17 protein-coding genes are annotated in these 24,461 nt (G+C 66.4%); 5 read left to right on the top strand and 12 right to left on the bottom strand.

The genetic code is table 11. From position 1 onward, the window contains the following. Window positions 1–152: 152 nt before the first annotated feature. The 5 genes from KHN93_RS06140 to lexA form a co-directional block, all read right to left on the bottom strand. Window positions 153–971 (bottom strand): HDOD domain-containing protein, encoded by an 819-nt coding sequence (locus KHN93_RS06140; RefSeq protein ID WP_054590888.1) that lies wholly within the window; start codon window positions 969–971, stop codon window positions 153–155. Between the two features lie 325 nt (window positions 972–1,296). Further along, window positions 1,297–4,545 carry an error-prone DNA polymerase gene (locus KHN93_RS06135; RefSeq protein WP_212579274.1) on the bottom strand — a complete coding sequence of 1,083 codons (3,249 nt, stop codon included), beginning with the start codon at window positions 4,543–4,545 and terminating at the stop codon, window positions 1,297–1,299. Between the two features lie 156 nt (window positions 4,546–4,701). After that, window positions 4,702–6,120: a Y-family DNA polymerase gene (locus KHN93_RS06130; RefSeq protein ID WP_212579273.1), complete on the bottom strand. Its 1,419-nt coding sequence runs from the start codon at window positions 6,118–6,120 to the stop codon at window positions 4,702–4,704. 9 nt (window positions 6,121–6,129) lie between these two features. After that, window positions 6,130–6,783: a translesion DNA synthesis-associated protein ImuA gene (gene imuA, locus KHN93_RS06125; RefSeq protein WP_024938648.1), complete on the bottom strand. Its 654-nt coding sequence runs from the start codon at window positions 6,781–6,783 to the stop codon at window positions 6,130–6,132. Window position 6,784: 1 nt separating this feature from the next. Continuing rightward, window positions 6,785–7,390 carry a transcriptional repressor LexA gene (lexA, locus tag KHN93_RS06120; RefSeq protein WP_039523995.1) on the bottom strand — a complete coding sequence of 202 codons (606 nt, stop codon included), beginning with the start codon at window positions 7,388–7,390 and terminating at the stop codon, window positions 6,785–6,787. Between the two features lie 161 nt (window positions 7,391–7,551). On the opposite strand from lexA, the gene KHN93_RS06115 reads away from it, so the two are divergent. After that, window positions 7,552–7,773: an AbrB/MazE/SpoVT family DNA-binding domain-containing protein gene (locus KHN93_RS06115; protein WP_016849390.1), complete on the top strand. Its 222-nt coding sequence runs from the start codon at window positions 7,552–7,554 to the stop codon at window positions 7,771–7,773. Window positions 7,774–7,781: 8 nt separating this feature from the next. Beyond that, a complete protein-coding gene (locus KHN93_RS06110; RefSeq protein WP_039524099.1) occupies window positions 7,782–8,207 on the top strand; it encodes a type II toxin-antitoxin system death-on-curing family toxin in 426 nt (141 codons plus the stop codon). Window positions 8,208–8,440: 233 nt separating this feature from the next. Here the strand turns inward: KHN93_RS06110 and KHN93_RS06105 are convergent, their stop codons facing one another. The 5 genes from KHN93_RS06105 to KHN93_RS06085 form a co-directional block, all read right to left on the bottom strand. Continuing rightward, on the bottom strand, window positions 8,441–9,745 hold the full coding sequence (locus KHN93_RS06105; protein ID WP_127159569.1) for a jacalin-like lectin: 1,305 nt from the start codon (window positions 9,743–9,745) through the stop codon (window positions 8,441–8,443). Window positions 9,746–9,854: 109 nt separating this feature from the next. Further along, window positions 9,855–11,171, bottom strand: coding sequence for a histidine-type phosphatase (locus tag KHN93_RS06100; RefSeq protein ID WP_166765044.1), 1,317 nt, complete (start codon window positions 11,169–11,171; stop codon window positions 9,855–9,857). Between the two features lie 275 nt (window positions 11,172–11,446). Next, window positions 11,447–14,344 (bottom strand): TonB-dependent receptor, encoded by a 2,898-nt coding sequence (locus KHN93_RS06095; protein WP_212579272.1) that lies wholly within the window; start codon window positions 14,342–14,344, stop codon window positions 11,447–11,449. 373 nt (window positions 14,345–14,717) lie between these two features. Continuing rightward, window positions 14,718–15,740 carry a FecR family protein gene (locus KHN93_RS06090; protein WP_244812243.1) on the bottom strand — a complete coding sequence of 341 codons (1,023 nt, stop codon included), beginning with the start codon at window positions 15,738–15,740 and terminating at the stop codon, window positions 14,718–14,720. 65 nt (window positions 15,741–15,805) lie between these two features. Continuing rightward, window positions 15,806–16,330, bottom strand: coding sequence for an RNA polymerase sigma factor (locus tag KHN93_RS06085; RefSeq protein WP_024938642.1), 525 nt, complete (start codon window positions 16,328–16,330; stop codon window positions 15,806–15,808). 248 nt (window positions 16,331–16,578) lie between these two features. On the opposite strand from KHN93_RS06085, the gene KHN93_RS06080 reads away from it, so the two are divergent. From KHN93_RS06080 to KHN93_RS06070, 3 genes are read left to right on the top strand one after another with little or no spacing between them, the layout of a single operon-like run. Continuing rightward, window positions 16,579–17,154, top strand: a complete 576-nt coding sequence (locus tag KHN93_RS06080; protein WP_104543600.1) for a (2Fe-2S)-binding protein — start codon at window positions 16,579–16,581, stop codon at window positions 17,152–17,154. Next, window positions 17,127–18,215 carry an FAD binding domain-containing protein gene (locus tag KHN93_RS06075; protein WP_212579270.1) on the top strand — a complete coding sequence of 363 codons (1,089 nt, stop codon included), beginning with the start codon at window positions 17,127–17,129 and terminating at the stop codon, window positions 18,213–18,215. Before KHN93_RS06080 ends, KHN93_RS06075 begins: the two co-directional genes overlap by 28 nt. Further along, window positions 18,212–20,509, top strand: a complete 2,298-nt coding sequence (locus KHN93_RS06070; RefSeq protein WP_212579269.1) for a xanthine dehydrogenase family protein molybdopterin-binding subunit — start codon at window positions 18,212–18,214, stop codon at window positions 20,507–20,509. The genes KHN93_RS06075 and KHN93_RS06070 overlap by 4 nt, the downstream gene beginning before the upstream one ends. Before the next feature lie 256 nt (window positions 20,510–20,765). Here the strand turns inward: KHN93_RS06070 and KHN93_RS06065 are convergent, their stop codons facing one another. Together KHN93_RS06065 and KHN93_RS06060 are read right to left on the bottom strand one after the other, a co-directional pair. Then, entirely contained in the window at window positions 20,766–21,509 is a 744-nt protein-coding gene (locus KHN93_RS06065; protein ID WP_024938638.1) for a FadR/GntR family transcriptional regulator, read from the bottom strand. 61 nt (window positions 21,510–21,570) lie between these two features. Continuing rightward, window positions 21,571–24,447 carry a TonB-dependent receptor gene (locus tag KHN93_RS06060; RefSeq protein ID WP_212579605.1) on the bottom strand — a complete coding sequence of 959 codons (2,877 nt, stop codon included), beginning with the start codon at window positions 24,445–24,447 and terminating at the stop codon, window positions 21,571–21,573. Window positions 24,448–24,461: the final 14 nt, after the last annotated feature.

Raw genomic sequence — 24,461 nt, 5'->3', positions numbered from 1 at the left:
CTAGTCTGCTGCAGCGGCGGGCACGGGTTGCCTTAATCGCTATCGCCGTGATCACTGGACGCTGCCGTTTTTCCTGCACGTCAGGGATCTGCTGCCGGCGATGGTGCGTCAGCGGCTGCGCCGACGCTGGCGGCGTCGGCGCGGCTGTCCAATCAATGCAGCAGTTCGGCAAACGCGCGGTCGGCCTCGATCACGTCCGGCAATGCGGCGAACAAGGCATCCAGATCCACCGTGTCCATCAACGGACCGCGCACCGCCTCCAACGCCGCCGGAGTGGCGCCACCATGTGCACGCAGCGCGTCGGACACCTGCACCGCCTGGGCGACCAGCAGCGGCATCCGCGCACCTTCCGGAGCAGCGGCCGGGCGGACCTGATAGGCGATCGCTTCCTGGATGACGGCTGGCAGCTGCCAGCGACGTACCAGCTCGGCGCCGACTTCCGGGTAGCCGAAGCCCAACTGCAGGGTTTCTTCGGCGGCATGGCCAGCCGATGAGCTGTCGTGATTGATGCGGCTGGCGTAATCCGGCGCGCCGGACTGGATCAGCAGCTCGCCGATGTTGTGCATCATGCCGCAGGTAAAGGCGGTTTCCGGATCCACGCCGTGCTGGCGCGCCAGCAGGCGGCAGATGCCGGCCACCTCGAAACTGTGCCGCCAGAACGCCTTCAGATCGAAGCCCGGGCCGGCGCGGAACGCGCCGGTCATCGCCGAGGCCAGCACCAGGGTGCGCAGCGTGTTGAAGCCCAGCCGCATGGCCGCATCTTCCACGCTGGTGGAGTCGCGCAGGCCGTGGAAGCGCGCCGAATTGGCAAGCCGCAGCACTTTGGCGGCGATCACCGGATCGCGCTCGATGGTGTGCGCCAGCACATCGATGTTGGTTGCCGGATCGTCGAACCGGGCAATCAGGTCCTGCGCCACCTCGGGCACGGTGGGCAAGGTGTGCAACTGGTCGAACAACGCCTCCAACTTCATGATCGCCTCGTGGATGAAAGGTAAGCCAGCGCGGCCGCGCCGGCCTGCATGGTGTAGCACAGACCGGCCGGATGACGCTGCCCCGTCACGGCCGCTATTCACCCGCGCTTTTGCGTCGATCTGTACCGCGTGGCGTGCCGATGCTGTTGCACCGGGTTCGATCGCGAGTCTCAGCCGCGGCAACACGATTGCCGCCCCGCAGGCATTGGCATCGGATGCGCGTGCCTGATGGCCAGCGCGCCCACACACAAGCAGAAAGGCTCACGCTGATATGCGACGTGGATGCGTGTGCGCGTGCCGTAGCAGGCGCGCGTCCCGCACCGTTTCAATGAAAATCGCGCGAGGGCAGCTGCATTTCGCCGAGCAGGTCGCTGAGGTCGTGCAGATCGCCGGCGATGAGATGCTCCACGCCGTCCACGCGCTCCCAGCGGCCGCGGACGGCCAGCAGGCGCGATTCCAGCAACGCGCGGCGGCGGCGCAGCGCCAGGTGCGACCAGACGATGACGTTGATCATGCCGTGCTCGTCTTCCAGGGTGACGAAGATGGTGCCCTTGGCGGTGGCCGGGCGCTGGCGCTGGGTGACCAGGCCGGCGACGTGTACGCCGCTGCCATGACGGCGGCCCTGCAGTTCGCGCAGGCCGAGGATGCGCCGCTGCCGCATCTGCGGGCGCAGCAGCGCCATCGGATGCTGGCGCAGACTCAGGCCGACCGAGCGATAGTCGGCCAGGATCTCCTCGCCTGCGCGCGGTGCCGCAAACTCCACCGGGCGTTCCTGCGGGCTGCCCGGCAACAGCGGCCGACGCGCTTCCACGCCGGCCATCGCCCAGCGCGCGGCGTTGCGGTTGCCCACCATGCCCTGCAAGGCGCCGGCTTCGGCCAATGCCAGGCGCGCCTTTTCGTCGAGTGCGGCGCGCAGGCACAGATCGCCGATATCGGCGAAGGCCCGCTGCGCGCGTGCCGCGGCAATGCGGTTGGCCACCACTTCCGATAATCCAGCGACCTGGCGCATGCCCAGCCGGATCGCCGGTTGTTCGCCGGGGTCTTGGTCGCTGCGCCAGGGCCGGCCACCGACCAGCGTGTTGTCCCAGACGCTGTGCAGCACATCCACCGGCAATACCTCCACGCGCGCACGCTCGGGACTGCCGCGGCGTGCGTCCTGCACGATCTGACTGGCCGAGTAGAAGCCCATCGGCTGCGCATTGAGCAGCCCGCAGGCGAAGGCCGCCGGCTCGTGGCGCTTGAGCCAGCAGCTGGCGTAGACAAGCTTGGCGAACGAGGCGGCATGGCTCTGCGGGAAACCGTAGGAACCGAAGCCCTTGATCTGCTCGAAGATCTGGTCGATGAAGGTGGAGGCGTAGCCTTTGCCTTCCATCAGCGCGCGAATCCGGGTCCGATGCGATTCCATATCACCACCGCGACGCCAGGCCGCCATCGAGCGGCGTAATTTGTCGGCATCGTCCGGGTCGTAACCGGCGTGAATCACCAGCTCCATCACCTGTTCCTGGAATAGCGGAATCCCCAATGTCGGCCCGAGAATCTTCTCCACGCCTTCGGAGGGATAGCTGATCAGGCTCTTGTCTTTGCGGCGTTGCAGATACGGATGCACCATGTCGCCCTGGATCGGCCCGGGCCGCACGATCGCCACTTCAATGACCAGATCGTAGAACTCTGCAGGTTTGAGCCTCGGCAGCATCGCCATCTGCGCACGCGACTCGATCTGGAACACGCCAACCGTATCAGCGCGCTGGATCATCTTGTAGGTAGCCGCATCCTCATCCGGCAACGTCGCCAACTCGTACCTGCGACCCCGATGGCCACGCACCAGGTCCAGCGTCTTGCGGATGCAGGTCAGCATGCCCAGCGCCAGGCAATCGACCTTGAGCAGCTTCATGGTTTCCAGATCGTCCTTGTCCCACTGGATGATGGTGCGGTCGGCCATGGCGGCGTTTTCCACCGGCACCAGCAGCGACAGGGGTTCGTCGGAGATAACGAATCCGCCGACATGCTGCGACAGATGGCGCGGGTGATCGCGCAGTTGCTCCGTCACCGCAAGAATCTTGTTGATCAGTGGATTGGCCAGATCGAACCCGGCCTCTTCGATGCGCTGTTCCATCGGCGTTTCGCCATTGCCCCAGCCGTAGCAATTGGCCAGCAACGCGATCTGGTCCGGCGGCAGGCCGAAGGCCTTGGCCACATCGCGCACGGCACTTTTGCCGCGATAGCAGATCACGGTGGCAGCCAGCGCAGCACGTTCGCGGCCGTACTTGTTGTAGACATATTGCAGCACTTCTTCGCGCCGTTCGTGCTCGAAATCCACGTCGATGTCAGGTGGCTCGTTGCGCGCCTTGGATAAGAAACGCGAGATCAACAATCGTGTCTTGATTGGGTCCACGGAGGTGATGCCGAGTGCATAGCACACTGCGGAATTGGCAGACGACCCCCTCCCCTGGCAAAGAATCTTGCGTAACCGCGCAAAATTCACCACATCGCGCACAGTGAGGAAGAAAGCCTCGTATTTCAGCTCGGCGATCAGCTCCAATTCTTTTTCGATGTCATCGCGTATCTTTTCCGGCACACCATCCGGCCACCGCTCACGCATCCCCTCCTCAGTGAGCTGTCGCAGATAACTCGCCGGCGTATGCCCTTGCGGCACCAGTTCGCGCGGATAGGTGTATTCAAGCCTGGAGATATCGAAGCTGCAGCGCTGCGCCAGGTTCACCGCGGCCTGCAACAGCGCATCCGGATAGATATTGCCCAAGGCACGCCGCGTGCGCAGATGGCGCTCACCGTTGCGGAACAGGTGCGCGCCGCACTCGGCCAACGGCAAGCCGTGGCGGATGGCGGTCAGGGTGTCCTGCACGATGCGCTCGCGCCGCTGCGCCATATGCACATCGCCGCTGGCCAGAGCGGTCATGCCCAGTTGCTGCGCCAGCAGCTGCAGGGCAAGCAACCGGGCTGCATCGTCCTGTTCGCGATGCAGTTCCACCGCCAGGAATGCACGCTCGCCGAACAGCTGCTGCAGCCAGGCGCCCTGCTCGGCCTGCGGCTGCGCACCGGGCAACCACAGCGCGAACACGCCGGGTTCCACAGCGCGAAACTGTGCCTCCACCTCGGCACGCCCGAGCCGGTACGCGCCCTTGCCTGCCGCACGCCGCGCGGTAGTGATCAGCGCGCACAACTGCGGATAGCCGTGCGCGTTTTCCACCAGCAGCACGAAGCGGGTGCCATCGACCAGGGTGAATTCGCTGCCGACGATCAAGCGCACGCCGGTGGCGCGCGAGGCTTCCAGGCCGCGCACGATGCCGGCCAGCGAGCACTCGTCGGTGATCGCCAGGGCGCTGTAGCCGCAGTGGTGCGCGCGCATGAACAATTGTTCGGCACTGGAGGCGCCGCGCAGGAACGAAAAATCCGACAGGCAGTGCAGCTCGGCATAGGCAGGCAACCCGTCGGCGACCATGGCATGGGCGATATCGTCGTTTGCCGCGCGCAACCGCGCGGCGACCGTCCAGGCGCGCGGCATGCGCCCACCGGGCGTATCGCGGTCCACGCCGTCGACGGCGTCATCCCAGCTCATGCGCGCACCTCTTCAACATTGCGCTGCCGCCACACATGCGCTGCAGATCGGCACGTTGTGTTTGCTTCTTCGCTACGTGGCCTCGGGCGCGTGCGGCACCGCTGCGATGACCAGCCCCGCAGGCAACGCTCTGATGCTGCAAGGACACGCAACCGATCATGCGAACCACCCGTGCAGCATCCAGCCATCGACACGGCCAGGAGCGGCGAACGCCCACCCACGCCGGCCGCGTGCGGTTTCCACCACGTAGTAATCGCGGCGCGCCTCGTCGTCGTCCCACCAGCCGCTTTCCAGCCGCTCCGGGCCGGAGATGATGCGCAGCTGCGTCTCGTGCAGGGGCACCGGCTGCGGCAACAGCCAGGTCGGGCGCGGCGGACGCGGCGGCGCCGCAACGTCGCGCACCGCATCGCCAATGGCGCGCCGCCAGGCACGTTCCGGGCGCGGGTCGTCGGCCGGCAGCACGCGATACACCGCCTCATCGCCCAGCCGCGCGCGCAAGCGCTCGCGCAGCTGCGGCCACTCCACCGATTGCTGCGCACGTTGATCGAACAGATCGCGCATGGCCGGCACGAACGGTGGCAGCTGCCGCGCCAGCAGGCGCATCGCCACCACCGGGCGTGGAATCTCCACCCGCTCCAGCCGGTTACGCGCAAGCTCGAACAACAGCGTCGGCGCGCGCTCCGGCGTCAGCAAGCCGATCTCGACATCGGTGGCGCCTTCCTCGTGTTCCAGCCGCAGCAGGAACCGTTGCACACCGCCGTCGCGGATGGACAGGTAGGTGCACAGGTCGCCGATCAGGCGCCGCAGCGGGAACAGCAGCGCCGGATGCATTTCCACCTCGTAGCCGAGTTCCACACGCTGGTCGAAGTGGTCCGGTGGCGCGTAGCACTCCAGGGGGTCGTCGACCTGGCCGTAGAGGCGGTCCAGATGCTCGAGCAGGCCCGCGCCGAACCGCCGGCGCAGCCCATCGCGCGGCAACGCGCGCACCGCCGCCAGCGTGCGCACGCCCATGTGTTGCAGGCGCTCGCCGGCATCGCCCGGCAATGCGGCGCGGCGTACCGGCACCGTGTCCAGCGTGGTGTGCAAGGCCGGCAACTGCGTCACCACCATGCCATCGCGCAAACCGGCCAGCACGCGCGCGGCGCGCGGCGTAGGTGCCAGTGCAAGCCGGTGCCGGAAGCCCAAGGCCTGCAGTTCATCGCGCAGGCGGCGCTCGAAACGCGGCCATGGACCGAACAACCGAAAACTAGCACCTGCCTCCAGCACGATGGCACGCGACCATTGCTGGCTCACCAACGAACTGTGCCGGTACGCCCACGCCGCAAGAAACCGCTGCGTACGCGCCTCAGCCTGGGCCTCGTAATCGACGGTGCGTACATGGGACATCAGCGCATGCGCCGCCGACAGCCGCATGCCGGCTTTCAGGCCGGCGGCGGACGCCGCTGCATTGACCGAGTGCAGGCTGCGCAACTGCGCCGGCCCTTCCACCAACACCAGCGGTGCGTCCGGCTCTTCCAGACGCCGGAGGACGGCGTCCAGCGCCAGCTGCGGCAGCAAGATGCAGGCCCACAACATGCGCGCGCCTCAATGCGCCAGCCGCAACGGCTGCGACGGGACCTGCCCGCCGCGGCACTTGCGTACCTGCCAGGCATCGCGCTCGGGCAGAAATTCCAGCCGTAACGCCGCCGGCGATGCGTTGACCGCATGCTTGCGATCGCGCAACGCGAACGCGCAGCAGTTGCCGCTGTCGGCGGCGACCTGCAGCCGCCGCAATGCGCGTGCATCGCCGGTCTGCGGCCAGCCCAGCACCGCCGCGCATGCGCCACTGCGCAGGCATTGCTCGAACGCCCACAAGGCGTCGCGCGGCTCGGCCTGCACCACTTCCAGATGTTCCAGCACCACCCCGCCCGCCTGCCAGGCCGGCGCATAGGGAATGAACGGCGGCGCCACCAGCACCACACGGCTGCTAGCGCCGGTCATGCGCGCCAGCGTGGGCAACAACAATGCGATTTCGCCCACGCCGTGCGCGGGCAGCAGCAACTCGGTCAGTGCCCGCCGCGGCCAGCCGCCATCGGGCAGCAGCGCATCCAGTGCCGCATGCCCGGTGGATTCGCCGCCATGGGCGATGGCGGTGCCACGACCCGCGCGCCACACCGTGCGTGCGGCCAGCAGGGCGTCCAGCGGCAGCGCGACTGCCGCGTTGCCGTCCTGCCTGATGCGCGCGGGCTCCTGGCTCATCTCAACCCTGCCGGATCAGACCGCAGTACAGTCCTTCGATCGCGAAGTCGGCATCGGCCGCCACCACGATCGGCGCATGCGCGCGGTTGCGCGGCAACAGGCGGATACGTTCGGCACCGCGCTCCAGCCGCTTGATGGTGATTTCGCCATCCACCCGCGCCACCACGATCTGCCCATCGCGCGCCTCGCTGCTGCGATGCACGCCGACCAGATCGCCGTCCAGGATGCCGTCGTCGATCATCGAATCGCCTTGCACCTGCAGCAGATAGTCCGGACGCAAGGAGAACAGCGTGCGGTCCAGCCACAACTGCCGGTCCAGGCCGATATCCGCCCCGATCGGCACACCGGCCGCCACCCGGCCCAGCACCGGCAAGGCCAGCAAGGCATCGCGCGCGGCCCCGCCCGGCATGCGTATGCCGCGCTTCTGATTGGGCAGCAGCTCGATCAACCCGGCCTCGGCCAGCGCCTGCACGTGCTTTTGCGCGGCATTGCGCGAGGCGAACCCGAACGCCTGCGCAATCTCGGCCAGGCTGGGCGACACCCCTGCACGGGCCTGCTCCTGCAGGAAAGCCAGCACCGCCTGACGCTTGGGGGAGAGAGGTTCCATGGGAGTGCAGCGATCGGCCGGGACAAGGTGTACATTTGTACACCTATCAATCGCAGCAGGCGAGATTGGCCCATGCAGGTTGCTGAGCCGCTTCAGCCAGGACGGGCTTGTGATCGGCTGGAGACGGAGTTATAACTTACGTACTAACGAAGGCGTCGACCATGAAGCTCAAGATCACCTCCATCGGCAATTCCGCTGGCGTCATCCTGCCCAAGGAATTGCTCGCCCGCCTGCGGCTGGGCAAGGGCGACGAACTCTATGCACTGGAAACGCCCGACGGCATCAAGCTGACCGCGTTCGACCCGACCCTGGCCGCGCAGATGGATGTGGCCGAGCAGGTGATGCGCGAGGACCGTCAGGTGCTGAACAAGCTGGCCAAATGAACACGCGCATGGTCGTGTGGATCACGCGCGCGCTTGCCCTGGCCATCCACGAACGTCAATTGAGCGAACACGGTGGCGCTGCTGGCATCCGCGATGAGGCCTTGCTGGACTCGGCGCTGGCCCGTCCACAGCAACTGTTTTCTTATGGCGATCCTCCGCCCGATCTGGTGCAGTTGACTGCCAGCCTTGCCTACGGGCTGGCACGCAATCACCCGTTTGTGGATGGCAACAAGCGTACCGCCCATGTCTGCTACCGCGTTTTTCTCGTGCTCAATGGTGCCGAGCTCGTGGCCTCGCAGGAAGAGAAGTATGTCGCCATGATGGGATTGGCTGATGGCGCATGGAGCGAAGCAGAGTTTGCCCAATGGTTGCGTCCACGCGTGCGCTTGCGTGCTGATACGCATGTGCACGAACCCCGCGGGCATTACGGTTGATGCATTGCGTCGCCCCGCCGACGGATTATCGCGGGGCATCCGTAATTGCGCAGGATGACTAGATTCTCGTTCCCACAAAGTTGCGGCTGCACGGATGTTTCAACGCGCCGCCAGATTCAATGCTGCGTGGATTGCCGTTTTAGCAGAGAGGCCATCCATGGCCGTGCATCGCTGCTTTGCAGCTCACGCCGCAGACTGCGAGGGTTCTGAGTGGCTGCTAGTCCGCAATGCCCTCAGTCCTTCGCATACACCACCCCCAGCTTGTCGATCTCCTCACCCGCGCGGCCGGTGAAACCGGCGATATGCCAGCCGCTGGGAGCGGTCAGCGTGTAGCTCTCGCTGGTCGGGCTGCCCACCTGCACGCTGCGGCCTTTGTTGGTGCGCAGGCTCAGCGAGAACAGGCGGGTGCGGTCGTTGTACTTGCCCACGGTGAAGGTGGCCGAGGACAGCGTTTCGTTGGCACCCAGCGACAGTGTGGTCGCCTGCCCACCACTGCCGCCATGCGCGAGCAGCTTGCCGCTGTCCAGGATCACGCCGACGCCATCCAGGCGTGCACCGCCGCGCAGGGTCACGCCACTGAGCGGACGCACGCCGGGGTTGCCGGCCAGATCGTTGAACGGAATGCCATGCGGACCACCGAACTGGTCGCTGGTGCGCAATCGGTCGCCCACGGCCCATCCGAATTGCGCATGCAGCGGGTAGTGGTCGGACAGCGGCTTGCCGGCGCTGTCGTAGAAGCCGCCGCCATCGAGCTGGTAACGGTTGGCCACCAGGGTCAATTGCAGCGCGTCGCGGTACAGGATCTTGTCGACCACTTCGCAGCTATTGGTGGGCGGCGTGCCGCACAACAGCGGTGCGGCGCCGGCCGCCGGTGCTGCGCCCTTGATCAGTTCCACCCACGGATCGGTCAAACCGTTGGAGGCGATCAACTCGCGGATGTTGTCGTCGCTGCGGGTATAGCGCGTATTGGAATCCATCATCACCAGCACCGCATTGCCGGCCGACCAGGTCTGGATGAACTGCGAGAGCTGGCCGATATTGGCGCGACGTGCGGACAGGTCGCCCGCTTCGACCCCGGCGTTGGGGTGCGCGTTGTAGACGTCCAGCAACACGCCGTCGGCCAGGCGCACGCGCATGTAACTGAAACCCTTCGGGGTCAGGCAGTCGGTGCCGTTGCACTGGCTCCACTTGACCCGGGTGAAGTCGCTGAAGGGATAGTTGCTGAGCGTGTTGAGCCCGTCGCCGAACGCGGCACCGCCACTGGTGGCAGTGCGGTAGGGATGCGCGTCGCCAGCGTACAGCGTGGCGTGGTAGTTGAAGTCTTCCTGCACGTTGACCAGCCCGTAAGGCGCCAGTTTCGGTGCGAGCAGTGCGGTGTTGGTGGCCGGCGTTCCGCTGGACAGGCCTTCGGGCAGGCCGGCGACGTTGTAGGTCAACACGTCGAGTACGCCGACGTCCGTTTGCGCCTGGGCGATGCCTGCGCAGGCAAAACCGAGAGTGATTGCGAGACTGACGAGAGTACGTCGCTGGTGGAGCATAAATCGCCTCTTGCAGTGATGAGAAACAGCGGCTGGCACGGTGGCCAGGGAAACGGCGCCGATGCGCCGATGCAACCACGCGCGCCGACCGCGGCCGGCGCGCGCGGCGTCATTCGCTCAGGTAATGCGGGTCGATCGCGGCGTCGATCAATGTCGCCAAGGTTGATAGCGGGCAGTCGTACTCCGGGGTGGCGCTGCTGCAGCCGGGAATGAACACCGGCGATGACGGCGGCGGCGCCTGCAGTGTCAGTGCGCGGCGTTCGCGCAGTTGCGCCAGCGTCTGCGCGGTGTAGCGCAGGCGGATCACCCGCTGCCCATCGGCACGCCGCCAGCGCTCGAAGACCAAGGCGCCGCCAGGCACGGTCTGGTCGGGTTGGTAACCAGGCAATTGCCAATGCAGATCGAACATGCCGGCCAGCAAGGTCAGCGTGCCGTCGTGACCGGACAGCACCACCAGCCGTGCATCGCCACCGATCGGCGTGGCCTGCGGTGGATTGCGATTGCCACTGGTAACACTGCCTTGCTGCAGTGTCGCCAGCAGCCGCGCCGCCAGCGGCGTACTGGCCATGCGCGCCACCGTCGGCGCACGCAGGCGCAGCGCGAACTCGGCCTGATGCGGGGCGAACGCGCGCAGCAGACTGGCTTCGTCCACGCCTTGCCATCCCAACGCGGCAAAGTCCTGTCCGTCGGCCCAGCCCATCAACAGGCTTTCGCTGATGCCGGAGGCTGCCGGTGCCGGGCCTTGGACACCGGCGATACCGTCGTGGGCAGCGCCCATGCCTGCGGGCACCGCATCCAGGCGTTGCTTGCCGGCACCGGCCTGGGTCGGGCACGGCCGCTGCGCGCATTGCAGCAACAGTTGCTGCAAGCTGTCGATCGCATCGCGTTGCGCCGCATTCCAGGCGACCACATCGCCACCGACGCGGCCGGCAATGGCCGCGCGCATCAATGCCGCCGCAGCGGGTTGTCGCAATGCCGGCGCGCCGTCGAACAGTGGATCGGACGCGTCATCGGCGACGTGGTGCACCGTGTTCGTACACCCCGGGGTGAGCGTGCTTGCCAACGCACGCGCCGAAGCGATGGTGCGCTGGGTGCGATTGGCCCAGTAATAGACATTGGCGCAGCCATCGCCATCGAACAGACCCAGCGGCGTGTAACGGGCGCGGTAATAGGCACCGAATAATGCCTCCAGACGCGCACCGTTTGCGGTCAGGTGGCCGGCCGGCACATCGAAGCGTGGCCAGGGACGTGCGGAATAGCGACCCAGTTGCTCCGGGCTGGACATCGCCGCACGCACGCCGTGGCGCTTGAGGATGACGACTTTCTCAAGCGTCTCCGACGTGGCGGCGGCAGGCGCTACCGGCGTAGCCAGGCCGGCCACGATCAAGACAAAAAAACCGATACAGCTACGAAGCAGTAATGACATGAGTGGTCTCAACACGTGATGCAGCTGTTGCACACCGCGATACGCGGCGATGTGCGGCTGGCAACAGCGCCATAGCCGAAGCCATGGCCCTTGCAGATGGCGCCTTGCAGCAAGGCGCCCGGTGGCGGCATTGGCTGCCGCCAACAAACTGGATCGGCGATCACGACGGCTGCGCTCGTCGCAAGGCCTTCATGGCGGTATGTCACCCGCAAACACAGCACCCCCGATGCACATCGCACGTCGCTGACAACTGCTCGCCAGGTCTCCAGCCCTTGTCAAAAGCGCGCGCGCAACCCCAGCGACCAGGTGCGGCCGTAGTCGGTATAGCCGCCGAACAGGTGATCGCCAACGAACTGGCGCTGCACTTCGCCGGTGAGATTGATCGCGTTGACGAACACCGACAGCGTGTCGTTGACCTTGTAGGCGACATTGGCATCCAGGCTGCCGAACCGGTCGCTGTTGAGCGTGGCCACATTGGCGGTGCCCACCGCGTTGAGGATGTCGTCGCTCCAGCTGTAGCTGACGCGCGCCATCAACGGCCCCTTCTCGTAAAACAGCACGGCGTTGTAGGTGTTCCTGGCCACGCCTTCCAGGCTGTCGGTGAAGCTGCCGGTGCCGTCGTGATAGGTCGCCTTGCTGTCGGTCCAGGTGTAGTTGAGCTGCATGCCCAGGCCGTCCAGCGGCGACGGCAGGCCGTTGAAGACCTGCTGATACGCCACTTCCGCGCCTTGCACCATCGCCTTGCTGCCGTTGGTCTTGGACGACAGCAGATAGGTTTGGCCTTGGTAGACCAGGTTGGACATCTGGGTCTGGATGAAGCTGGAGATGTCCTTGTAGAACAAACCGCCAGTCAGTGCCGAGGTGCCGTCGATGTACCACTCGAAGGTCAGGTCGTACTGCCATGCCTCGAACGGCTGCAGCGCTGGGTTGCCGCCGCTGGCGGTGAGGCGTTCGCCACTGGAATTGAAGGTCAGCTTGGACGACAGATCGGTGAGATCCGGGCGCGTGATCACCTTGGCCGCGGAAGTCCGCAGCACCATGTCCTCGCGCACATCCCAGGCCGCGTTGAACGAAGGCAGCACATTGGTATAGCTGCGCTCGAAATGCACCGGCTGTGCGCTGCCGTTGACGTCGGCATGGCCGTCGGTGGCCTGCTCGGTGCGCACCACGCGCGCGCCGACATTACCGCGCAGTTCGCGGCCCGCCAGCTGGGTGGCGAAGTTGCTCATCGCGTACGCCGAGGCAATCTTTTCCTGCACCTCGTAGGAATTCTGCAGGTCGGCGCTGTTGGGCGTGTTGCTCAGATCGGCGCTGGTCGGCCAATTGCCCCAGAACGCGGATTCGATCGGCGCCAGCCATTGCCGCGGCAGTTTGCCGTTGGCGTCCGACAGCATGTCGCCCACCGGCAACGCGGTGAAATAGCTGCCCGGGAAACGTACCCCGGCAATGCTGTTGAGCAGCAGGTCGGCGCGATCGTAGGTGCGCGAGCGCTGGCGGTACTTGGCGCCCACCTTGAAGTCGCGAAAGAAGCTGCCGTCGAGTGTGCGCCTGGCATCGAACTGCAGCGCGTCTTCCTTGTCGCGCGCATCGATCTCGCGCCATTCCAGCCGGCGCCCTGCCACGGTGGCCGGGTTGCTCGGATCGAAGCCGTTGGTGAAGCTCCAGTCCGGTACGTTGTCGCCATCGGCTTGCGGCATGTCCACGCGCATCGACAGGTTGGTGCCGCTGCGCAGACGGGTGCGCCGGATCGGATCGGAGTCGTAGCTGTGCGCCTGCGAGTGGAACGCCACTGCGCCAAGCGTCCACTGGTCGCCGCTCCAGGTGCTGGACAGGCGTGCGCTGCGATTGTCGTCGGTGATGCCGGAGGTCTCGCGCGAGATCTGCACCTGGCCGTTGCGATAATCGAAGCCGGTGATACCGCCGTTTTGCACCCGCAGATTGCTCAGCTTGGCCAGGCTGTCGAAGCCCACGCCCATGCTGTATTCGTCGTAATGCACGGTCTGCCTGGCGTAGAGCAGATCCAGGTTGGTCTCCCACGCCTCGCTGGGCTTCCACTGCAGCGAGGCCGCCACGCCGGTGCGCTCGCGCTCTTCCAGTTCCAGCGTCGGGCGCAGGCCGGTGGGGACGTAGTTGGCGCCGGGCACGCCCGGCACGCCGTTGCGGTAATAGTCCCAGCTCACCTCGTTAACGCGGTCCTGGCGCAGCGTGCGTTGCGCATACGCACCCGAAATCAGCATGCCGAAAGTACCTTCGGCATTGACCCAGTTGAACAGCCCGGAGGCGCGCGGATCGTTGGCCTGGGTGCGCTGGGCCTGGCTGGATTCCAGCGATACGTTGGTCAGCGTCTTGCCCAGCTCCAGCGGGCGGAATGTACGCACGTTGACGATGCCGCCGATGGCGCCTTCGTCCAGGTCGGCGGTGGGGCTCTTGATCACGTCAAGCCCGGAGACCAGTTCGGCCGGCAGCGTGTCGTAGCGGAATTGCCGCCCGGTCTGGCCGGAGGTGCGCACGTTCTCATTGACCGCCATGGTCTGGCCGTTGAGCGTGGTGACCTGGAAATTCGGGCCCAGGCCGCGCACGCGCACGTACACGCCTTCGCCGCGGTCGCGCACGATCGACACGCCCGGCACGCGCTGCAGCGCCTCGGCCACGTTCTGTGCCGGCAGCTTGCCGATGTCTTCGGCGGCGATCACATCCACCACGCTGTCGGCGTAGCGCTTCTGGCGCAACGCGGCGCTGAGGCTGCCGGCGTAACTGCCGAGCACCTGGATGCTGTCCAGTTCCTGCACCGGCGCGTCTGCACGCGGCACCGGCGCCGTGGCGACCGCGGCCGTTGCCGGAACCGCTGGCGGCAGGCCGGGCGCCGGCTCGGCGGTTTCGATGGTCACCGTGGTCGCATCGAGATAGCGGTAGCGCAGGCCGGTACCGTCGAGCAATTGCTGCAGGGCCTGCTCGGGTGCGACGCCGGCCGCGGTGGCGCGGGTCTGCGGGTTGCCGGCCACGCCGGCGGCATAGACAAACTGCAGCCCGGTCTGGCGCGACAGCGCATTGAGCGCTCGCGCCAATGGCTGGGCCGGAATCGCCTCGACCGCGACGGTGGCAGCAGCCGTCTGGGCGCCAGCGTTACCGGCATGCAGGGCGAGAGCGATCGAAAGAAACAACGTACGGCGCATCGTGGAATCCAGTAGGGAAGGAAGCAATGCGCAACACCACCCGCCACGCGGGAATGCTGCGTTGTACCTGGACTACGAGCATCGACAGCGACGATCGGGCACCGTTTTTTGATGAATTTTCTGTGACATCTGCGCAGGCACCGAACGGTGCGGGCGCGACGCACTGCATCTGCATCGCGCTGCGCCTTGCATGCACGCGAGGACGTGAGGTCTTGTCGTGCGTGGACGCAGCCGCAGACGGCCATCGGTACGCACGCGGCGCAATGGCATCGGCAACCTCATCCACTGCGCGCAGGATCAATGCATGTGGGCCACGCGCGCGATGCGGCATGCGCACGCGCTGCACGCATCACGGCGTCGTGCAGCGCCGTGGCTATCGCGTCGCCGTTCCCTGCGCAGGCCGGCTGCTCACGCGCAGCATCCCCGGCGCGCTGACCACGCGCAGGTTCGGCTGGCCATCCAGGAAGGCACGCAGCGCGGCGAGATCGTCACCACGCAGATTGCCGGTGAGCCGCAGCGCACCGGCGGCAGCATCGTCGATCGACAAACGCGTGCGGTTGAGACGATTGAAGTCTTCGGCCACCGTGGCCAGCGGCGCGTCGCGGAACACGATGCGCCGCTGCCGCCAGGCATGCATGGCGGCCACCTCTTCGCTGGCCAGTTCGATCTTGCCGGTGGCCGCATCGATCCGTGCGCTCTGCCCTGCCCCCAGGTTGGCAAGCATCGGCTGCCCATCGCGCGCGTCGCGCCAGACATGGACACGGCCCTCGGCGACCTCGATGCGTGCCTGGTGTTGATACAGGGCAATATCGAAGGTGGTGCCGATATCCTCGACACGCAGATGGCCTGCATGCACCTGCAACGGGCGCCGGTCCGCTGCGACCACGAAGCTGGCCTGGCCACGCAGCAGCTGCAGGTTGCGGCTCCACGGCGTCATGGTGGCACGCACGCTGCTTTGCCCGTTCAAATGCACCACGCTGCGGTCGGCCAACTGCACGCTGCGCTGCTCGCCGTGCGCGGTGGCGTAGGTCTGGGTGCGTGGCCAGGCCCAGCCGGTCAGGATCGCCACCCCGCACAGCGTCGCGGCCAGGCCCATGCGCCAGCTGCGCATGCGTGCATTGGGTTGGCCTTCGCTGCGGCGCGGCCGGGCAGTTGATTGCTGTGCTGGCTGCCCTCGTGACCGCAGCGGCAGCGCAATCACGTTGGGCGGCGCGGCATCGGCGCTCTTGCGCCGGTCGGCAGCAAGCAGGGCATCCACGTCCAGGTCCATGCCACGTATGGCATCGCCCAGCTCGCCGGCCACACGCAGCACCGCCATGTATTCGCGCACATGCAACGGCGATGCGGTCAGCCATTGCAGAAAGCTGGCCTGTTGCGTCGCATCCAACGCCTGCATGCGTTGCAGCGCATGCCAGTGCGCGGCTTCCCCGACAACGCTGCGGCTCGGTAACACCGGCTTGCTCACCAGCTGTCCCCGCTGTCGGCAACCGCCCGTCTGCAGGCCGACAAGCCACGCACCACATGCTTCTTGACCATATGCGCAGACACCCCCATGCGCTCGGCGATCTGCTTGTAACTGAGCCCGTCGCGGTACTGCATCACCAATACCGCGCAGGTGCGCTCCGGCAACGTGGCCAGCAGGGCCTGCAGGCGTTGCTGGCGCTGCTGCCGGTGCGCAGCATCTTCCACGTCGTCACCTGCGGCCAGCAGCTGCGAAAACTGTTCCATCTCGTCGATGCGCAGTGGCGCCTGCTTGCGTCGCGCGGCCTGCTCGCGCGCCAGGTTCAGCGCCACCGTGTACAGATACGCCTCGGGATTGGCGATCGCCTCGCCTTGATCCTGATGCGCACGCAATAGCCGCAGATAGGTTTCCTGCACCAGGTCTTCGGCATCCTCGTTGGCGCCGCGACGCACGAAAAAGCCACGCAGCACCGATCCGTGCTGGGTGAACACCTGCGTCCAGGCGCGGGTGGCGTTGGCTTTCATGCGGGCGCGCTCCCCTGTGCGCTGGGCCGGCTAGCCTGGCCAATGCAGGTGACACCACGATGACGCACCGACGATGGCACCGGCCTGCGATCAAGCGATGTCATGCGCAGCAACGCCGCCATGTTCCGCGCATGACCACGCTCAGGCTTCACGCACGCGTGAAAGAGACCTCACTCACCTACACCACACCTTGACCACGCAGGCATCAAGGTGAGGATCCTCCTCTCAGCCATCGCCACGGGGTTCGCATGAATGCCACACCCGCCACTGCCACGCATCTGGCGCCGGCCACCACCACTGCTGCGCCGACCTACCCGGTCAACCTGCGCATCAATGGCCAGCCTTACCAATTGCAGCTCGAAGCCTGGGTCAGCCTGCTCGATCTATTGCGCGACCGGCTCGACCTCACCGGCACCAAGAAAGGTTGCGACCACGGCCAATGCGGTGCCTGCACGGTGCTGGTCGATGGGCGCCGCATCAATAGCTGCCTGACGCTTGCGGTCATGCAGGACGGCGCCGAGATCACCACCGTCGAAGGCCTGGCCGAGGGCGAACAGCTGCATCCGCTGCAGCGCGCTTTCATCGAGAACGATGCCTTCCAGTGCGGCTATTGCACGCCCGGGCAGTTGTGCTCGGCAGTGGGCCTGATCAATGAAGGCAAGGCGCACGACCGCGACCAGGTGCGCGAGTTGATGAGCGGCAATCTGTGCCGCTGTGGTGCCTACCCGCAGATCACCGATGCGGTGATGCAGGTCATGGGCAAGCCCAGCGACAGCAGCGAGAGCGCCGCCACACCGTGGACGCCAGGGACGGTGCCGGCATGATTCCGCTTACCTACACGCGCGCGGACAGCGTCGATGCGGCGCTGACTGCACTGTCGGTGCGCGGCAGCGACCCGCACCCGGTACCCGCCGAAGCCCCGGTGCGCCTGATCGCCGGCGGCACCAATCTCACCGACCTGATGAAACTGCAATTGATGCGGCCAGGCAGCCTGGTCGATATCAATCGCCTGCCGCTGGACAGCATCAGTGCGCTCCCCGAAGGCGGCCTGCGCCTGGGTGCGCTCGCACGCAATGCCGACACCGCTTATCACCCGGATGTGGAGACGCGGTACCCCTTGCTGAGCGCGGCGATCCTGGCCGGCGCCTCGCCACAGATCCGCAACATGGCCAGCAACGGCGGCAACCTGCTGCAGCGCACCCGCTGCCTGTACTTCTACGACCACGCCACCCCGTGCAACAAGCGCGCACCTGGCACCGGCTGCTCGGCGATCGGCGGGCTCACCACCTACAACGCCATCCTCGGCGCCAGCGCGCAGTGCATTGCCACGCACCCGTCGGACATGTGCGTCGCGCTGGCTGCGCTGGATGCGATGGTGCATGTGCAAGGCCCCAATGGCGAGCGCGACATCCCGTTCGCGCAGTTCCACCGCCTGCCCGGCGAGCATCCGGAGCTGGACAGCACCCTGGCCCCGGACGAGTTGATCGTGCATATCGACCTGCCCGATGCACAGCGCTTCGTCGCGCATAGCGCCTACCTGAAGATCCGCGAGCGCCTGTCGTATGCGTTCGCGCTGGTGTCGGTGGCGGCGGCATTGGACCTGGCCGACGACGGCAGCATCCGCGAGGTGCGCGTGGCCCTGGGCGGCGTGGCGCACAAGCCCTGGCGCAACCCCGACGCCGAAGCGCAGCTGGTGGGCAAACCGGCCACGGCCGAGAGCTTCGGCAGCCTGGCCGATGCCTTGCTACAGGGTGCGCAACCGCAAGGCAACAACGCCTTCAAGCTGCCGCTGGCACGCCGCGCGATCGTGCGTGCCCTGGACGTCGCCCGCGAGGGCACCATCGACAACCGCGGGCGAACCAGCGCGCTGGAGGAAGCGCCATGAACGCACGCAGCACCGACGTACCTGACAACGACCTGAGTCCGCCGGTTGCCGACAGCGGCACCGGCTATCGCCCCACCGGCACCGGCGTCACCCGCATCGACGGGCGTGCCAAGGTCACCGGCCAGGCACGTTATGCCGCCGAATGGCCGGTGGCGGATCTGGCCTATGGTGTGGTGGTCAACAGCAGCATCGCCAAGGGCGAGATCGTCGCCTTCCATCTTGATGCCGCGCGTGCGGTGCCGGGCGTGCTGGAGATCGTTACCCATGAAAACCGCCCGCATATGCGCGGCATGGATGTGTTCTACAAGGACATGACCGCACCGGCCGGTTCGCCGTTCCGGCCCCTGTACGACAACAAGATCCTGTACAGCGGCCAGCCGATCGCCCTGGTGGTGGCCGACACTTTTGAAGCGGCGCGCCACGCCGCCCACCTGGTGGAGGTGGAACTGCTGCAGGACCCGCACGACACCAACCTGATGACCAACCTGGACCGTGCGCACAAGCCAAAGGCCATGAAGGCCGGTTTCTCGCCGCCGCCCAAGGACAAGGGCGAGCCGGACACCGCCTTTGCCAATGCGGCTGTCCAGGTGCAGGCCGACTACTACAGCGGCGTGGAGCACCACAATCCGATGGAGCTGTTTGCCTCCACGGTGATCCGCGACGCCGATGGCCACTTCACCATCTACGACAAGACCCAGGGCTCGCAGAACAGCCGCTGGTATGTCTCGCATGTGTTCGGCCTGAGCAAGCGCAAGGTCACCGTACGCAATCCGTACGTGGGCGGTGCCTTCGGCTCCGGGCTGCGCCCGCAGTATCAGTTGCCGCTGGCAGTGATGGCTTCGATCCTACTGGACCGCTCGGTGCGCGTGGTGCTGACGCGGCAACAGATGTTCACCTTCGGCCATCGCCCGGAGACATTGCAGCGGCTCAAGCTCGGCGCCGACCGCGACGGCAGCTTGCGCGCGATCTGGCACGAGGCCATTGCCGAGACCTCGCGCATCGAGGATTACGTCGAAGTGGTGGTCAACTGGAGCGGGCAGCTGTATGCCTGCGACAACGTGCATCTGGGCTACAACCTGGTGAGCCTGGACCAGTTCAGCCCGATGGACATGCGCGCACCCGGTGCCGCACACGGCGTGCATGCGCTGGAAGTGGCGATGGACGAGCTGTCCTATGAGCTGGGCATGGACCCGCTGGCGCTGCGCCTGAAGAACTATGCCGAGGTCAACCCGGCCGACGACAAGCCCTACTCCACCAAGGCGCTGCGCGCGTGCTACCAGCAAGGTGCCGAACGCTTCGGCTGGGCGAAGCGCCCGCTGCAGCCGCGCGCACGCAAGGAAGGCAACGAGTGGGTCGGCTGGGGCATGGCCACCGGGCAATGGGATGCGATGCAGATGTTTGCGCGCGCGCATGCGGTGCTGCACGCCGACGGTCGGCTGGTGGTGAGCAGCGCAGCCAGCGATATCGGCACCGGGACCTATACGGTGATGGCGATGATCGCGGCCGAAGCACTGGGCCTGCCGCTGGAACAGGTCACCTTCCAGCTCGGCGATTCGACCCTGCCGGTCGCACCGATCGAAGGCGGCTCGTCGCATGTGACCACGGTGGGCTCGGCAGTGGATGGCGTGTGCGCGAAGCTGCGCGCACGGTTGCTGCGCCTGGCGCAGGCGTTGCCGAATTCGCGCTTTGGCAAGGCCAAGCTGGACGAGGTGGTGTTTGCCGATGGCACGCTGGCATTGCGCGCCGATGCCGGCACCACCATTGCCTTGACCGAATTGTTGCGTGCAGCAGAACTGGAACAGATCGAAGACAAGTTCCTGCTGCTGCCCAATGTGCTCAAGCAACGCAAGTACACCCGCGCCACCCATGGTGCGGTGTTTGTGGAAGTGCGGGTGGACGAAGAGCTTGGCACGGTCCGCGTCACCCGCGTGGTCAGCGCGGTTGCAGCCGGGCGCATTCTCAACCCGATCACCGCGCGCAGCCAGATCGTCGGCGGCGTGGTCTGGGGCATCGGCCAGGCGCTGCACGAACACACCCAGTCCGATCACCGCTTCGGTCGTTTCATGAATCACGATTTTGCGATGTATCACGTCTCGGCCAATGCCGACATCCACGACATCGATGTGATCTTCGCCGACGAGGACGACCGCATCGTCAGCAGCCTGGGTGCGAAAGGCGTGGGCGAAATCGGCCTGGTCGGTGTTTCGGCGGCGATCTGCAATGCGATCTTCCATGCCACCGGCAAACGCATCCGCAGCACCCCGATGACGCCGGACAAGGTGATGGCGGACTGAGGCCTGCACCGCAGGTACCCACGCCCCTCAGGTAGAGCGATCTGCCTCAGGCCGGACGCTGCAGCGTGCTGTCGCTGCAGCGTCCGCGGTGACCGCTGGCGCGACACTCAGATCAGCCACGTGTCGATAGTGCCGACCCAGCGTAGACGGCGCGTCCAGCTGATTGGAGGATCTGTCTTTCGGAGGAACCAGCGTCAGCGGCACGAAAGTGCCGCTGGCAGTGGACGCAGCGCCTCCAACAATCCATCCCATGCACTCAGGTGCGCGTGGCCGCCAGAAAATGCGCGCGGTCCTGCTGGGTGCGGCGGCGGATTTCCGCCAGTGCATCGTTCTCGGTCGCTTCCAGCATCGATTCGAACAGGCGCTGGAAATGGTTGCGCATGGCCGTGCGTGCCGCCACCGGGTCGCGTTGCTGCAGGGCCTGCAGGATGGCGGTGTGTTCGTCCACACGGGTGGCGCCGTCGTCGTGGCAGACCCGCGCATATACCTCGCGCACGCGCGGCAATTCGTTGCGCATGCGCCAGATCAGCTGCACGCAGTGCGCCACCACCGGGTTGCCGCTAATCCGCGCGATCGCCAGATGGAAGGCGCGGTCGTAGTCGGCAGCGGCCGCATCGCTGAGCCCCGGTGCGGACAGCGCCTGGATCATGCCGTTCAATTCATCCAGCTCCGCATCGGTGATGTGGCTGGCGGCCAATGCGGCCGCCTCTGCCTCGATCACCGCGCGCGCGGCAGTCAGCTCGAACGCGCTGACATCCGGCAGCGCGCCCTCGTCCGAGGCCAGGCGTGGCTTGACGTACACGCCCGAGCCGATCTTGATCACGATGCGGCCCTGCGCCTCCAGCGCGATCTCGGCCTCGCGCACGGTGACGCGACTGACGCCGAAGCGCTCGGCCAACTCGCGCTCGCCCGGCAGGCGCGAGCCGACCGGGAATTCGCCCGTGTCGATCAGCGCGCGGATCTTGGCGGCAACGGAGTGGTACAGGCGGTTTTCGGACATCGGCGACTCAAACCCTCGGGGTGATCGGCCCGGCACACGGGTGCCGGACAGGTGGGCGACGCTAGAACCGGTAGCGCACCCCCAAATAATAACGTCGCCCGTAAGTGTTGTACTCACGGAAGCTGCCGGGCACCGGCATGTCGGAGATCCGCGGCTCGTTGGTCAGGTTCGAAGCCTCCAGCGACACCGACAGCTGCGCATTGACGCGGTAGCTGGCACGCAGGTCCAGGGTGCCGCTGTCGCGTACGTAGCGGTTCTGCGCCGGGGCGCCGACGAACTTCTGGAAATACTCGGAGCGGTACTTGTAGATGGCCTGCAGGTCGACCGCGCCGATGGCGTAATACAGCTGGCCGGAGAACACGTGCCGCGACAGGCCGAAGATATTGGCCGGCGCGACGATGCCGCTGCTCACCAGGCCGGTTGCCGGGTCGATCTGGTCGCCCAGGCGCAGATCCTGGGTCTTGTAGTTGGAATCGGCGTAGTTGTAGCTCAGCTTGACGCCCAGGCCGTCGAACGGCGCCGGCAGGTAGGAGAAGCGATGGGTGCCGGTCAGCTCCAGCCCGGTGAGATCGCTCTTTTGCCGGGTGGTGACGTCCTGCACCACCGGCACCACCACCGCGGTGCCGTCGATGACGAAGCGCTCGTCCACCACCGTGGGCACCGCGCCACCGGTGAACTGCTTGTAGTACACCGCGGCGCTGAGCAGGGAGTCGGCATTGGGATACCACTCCAGCGACACGTCCGCATTGGACGACAGCAGCGGCTGCGTGCGCGGATTGCCGGTGGCGGTGATGCTGCCGATCGCCTCGCCGACGGTAGTGAATTCGGTCCCCGGTTCCAGGATGAAGGTGCGCCCGGCAGACAGTGCGACCAGATCCGGGCGCGCCATGGCCCGGTACAGCCCAAAGCGCAGCTGGGTCTGCTCGGTAAGGCCGATGTTGGCGTTGAAGCTGGGCAGGAACACGCGGTTGGACGCGCGCACCGTCTGCGCGGCGAAGCGCCCGGTTTCCACCAGCTGGATGGTGCCGTCCGGGTTGTCGACCACGTCCAGCTCGCCGCGCAACCCCACCGAGCTGACGTCGGTGCGCACCCAGCGCACGCCCAGGTTGCCGTCCAGCGGCAGCCCGAACAACGTGCTGGCGAATTCGCCCATCACATACAGCGCGCGGGTCTTTTCTTCCACGTCGGAGTCGGCGGTGCCGCGCGGGTCGGCATTGCGGCCGGTGTCGTCCACGCCGGTGATGGCGCTGAACAGACAGCGGCTATCGAAGGTGGCCCACTGCTGGATGGTGTTGCCGCTGGCACTGGAGAGGAAATCCTCCTGCGGGAACGGTTGCCGGCAGGCCAGGTTGGCGGCGCGGATCGTGGCCGGATCGGTGACATTGCGCTCGACGCGGTCGTCCAGGTCGCGGTAGGTCGCCTCGGACAGGCGCACGCCGCCCTTGATGGAGGTGAGCAGCCCGCTTTCCGGGGTGAAGGCGCCATCGAAGCGCCAGGCCCGGATGGTGTGCTCGCGGCGCAACTCGTCGCGGCGCGCGCGCGCAGCGGCACTGAAATTGTCCGGGTTGTTCAGGTCGAACGCGGGATCGACCACGATCCCCGGCACATCGCCGGCATAGGTGTAGGTGTAGTCCACGCGTTGCCCGTTGATCCCGGGCACGCGGTTGCCGTTGATGTCGGTGGCATTGGAGCGCAGCCGCATCAGGCGGTCGATTTCGCTGCGCTCGGTGCGCGAATACGACAGGTCAGTGGACAGCATCCAGGCCGCGTTCGGGCGCCATTCCACGCGTAGCCCGCCACCGCGGTACTGCTCGTCGCGCACCTTGTAGTCGGTGGAGGATTCCACCGTGCTGCTGCCGGTATGGCCGAGCAAGGCGCCGTTGTCGCCCACCTGGCGGTTGTTGAGGTTGCGCAGGGTCTCGGAGAAGTTCAGCTCGGCGCGGTCTTCGGTCACGGTGCGCTGCGAATCCTGGTAATCCAGGGCCACCTCCAGGCCGTCGAATGGCCGCCATTGCAGCGCGGCGAAGGCCGCGTCGCGTTGATCGTGCTCGCTGATCTGGCGGTACACGCGGCTGCCAGGCGCCAGGTAATACGGCGTCCCCGCCTGCACCTGCGCCGGGGTCACGGCGGTGCAGTTGCGGCTGGCGCCCACCACCTCGTTGGCGTTGCAGGCCGTCCAGGTGGAGCTGCTGCTCATCACCTCTTCCGGGTTGGTGCCTTCCAGCCGCTGCAGGCCGAGCGAGACCCCCAGCTTGCCGGCACCGCGCAGATCGAACTGGTCCAGGTAGCTGACGGTGCCGCGCCAGCCCACGCCATCGGCGTTGCGCAACTTGCTGTCGCCATCGGCATAGGTCGCCCGCCCGTCCAGTTGCACGCGGCGCTTGCCGAATTCCAGCGGCCGCACGGTCTGCATGTTGACCGTGCCGGCGATGCCGCCTTCGACGAAGTCGGCGCGCTGGGTCTTGTAGATCGCCACGGTGTTGATGAGTTCGGAAGGGAACTGGTTGAAGTTCACCGAGCGGTCGCCGCTGCCGTTGCTGGCCTCGCGCCCGTTGAAGGTGGCCGAGCCCAGAAACGGCCCCAGGCCACGGATGGAGATCTCCGACGCGCCGCCCTTTTCGCGATGCGTGGCCGCACCGGTGATGGTCTCTATCGCCTCGCCGATCGACAGCGCCGGCAGGTCGCCGATGTCCTCGGCCGACAGCACGTCGGCCACCACCGTCTGCTCGCGCTTGCTGTCGATGGACGACTGGATCGAGCTGCGGATGCCGGTGACCTTGACCTGGTCCAGCGTGGTGGGCGCTTGCTCCGGTGCCTGCTGGGCAGCATCGCTCTGCTGAGCCAGGGCTGCCTGCGCGCTTGTCAGTGCAACGGCACCCAGCAGCGCCTGGGCTAGCGCATTTCGAATAATTGGTCTAAGCGATTGGACTAGTTTCAGATACCGCACAATTC

It is taken from the genome of Xanthomonas arboricola pv. juglandis, from assembly GCF_905367715.1.
In the GTDB taxonomy this organism is placed as follows: domain Bacteria; phylum Pseudomonadota; class Gammaproteobacteria; order Xanthomonadales; family Xanthomonadaceae; genus Xanthomonas; species Xanthomonas arboricola.
This window is presented reverse-complemented; position numbering and strand designations above follow the sequence as displayed.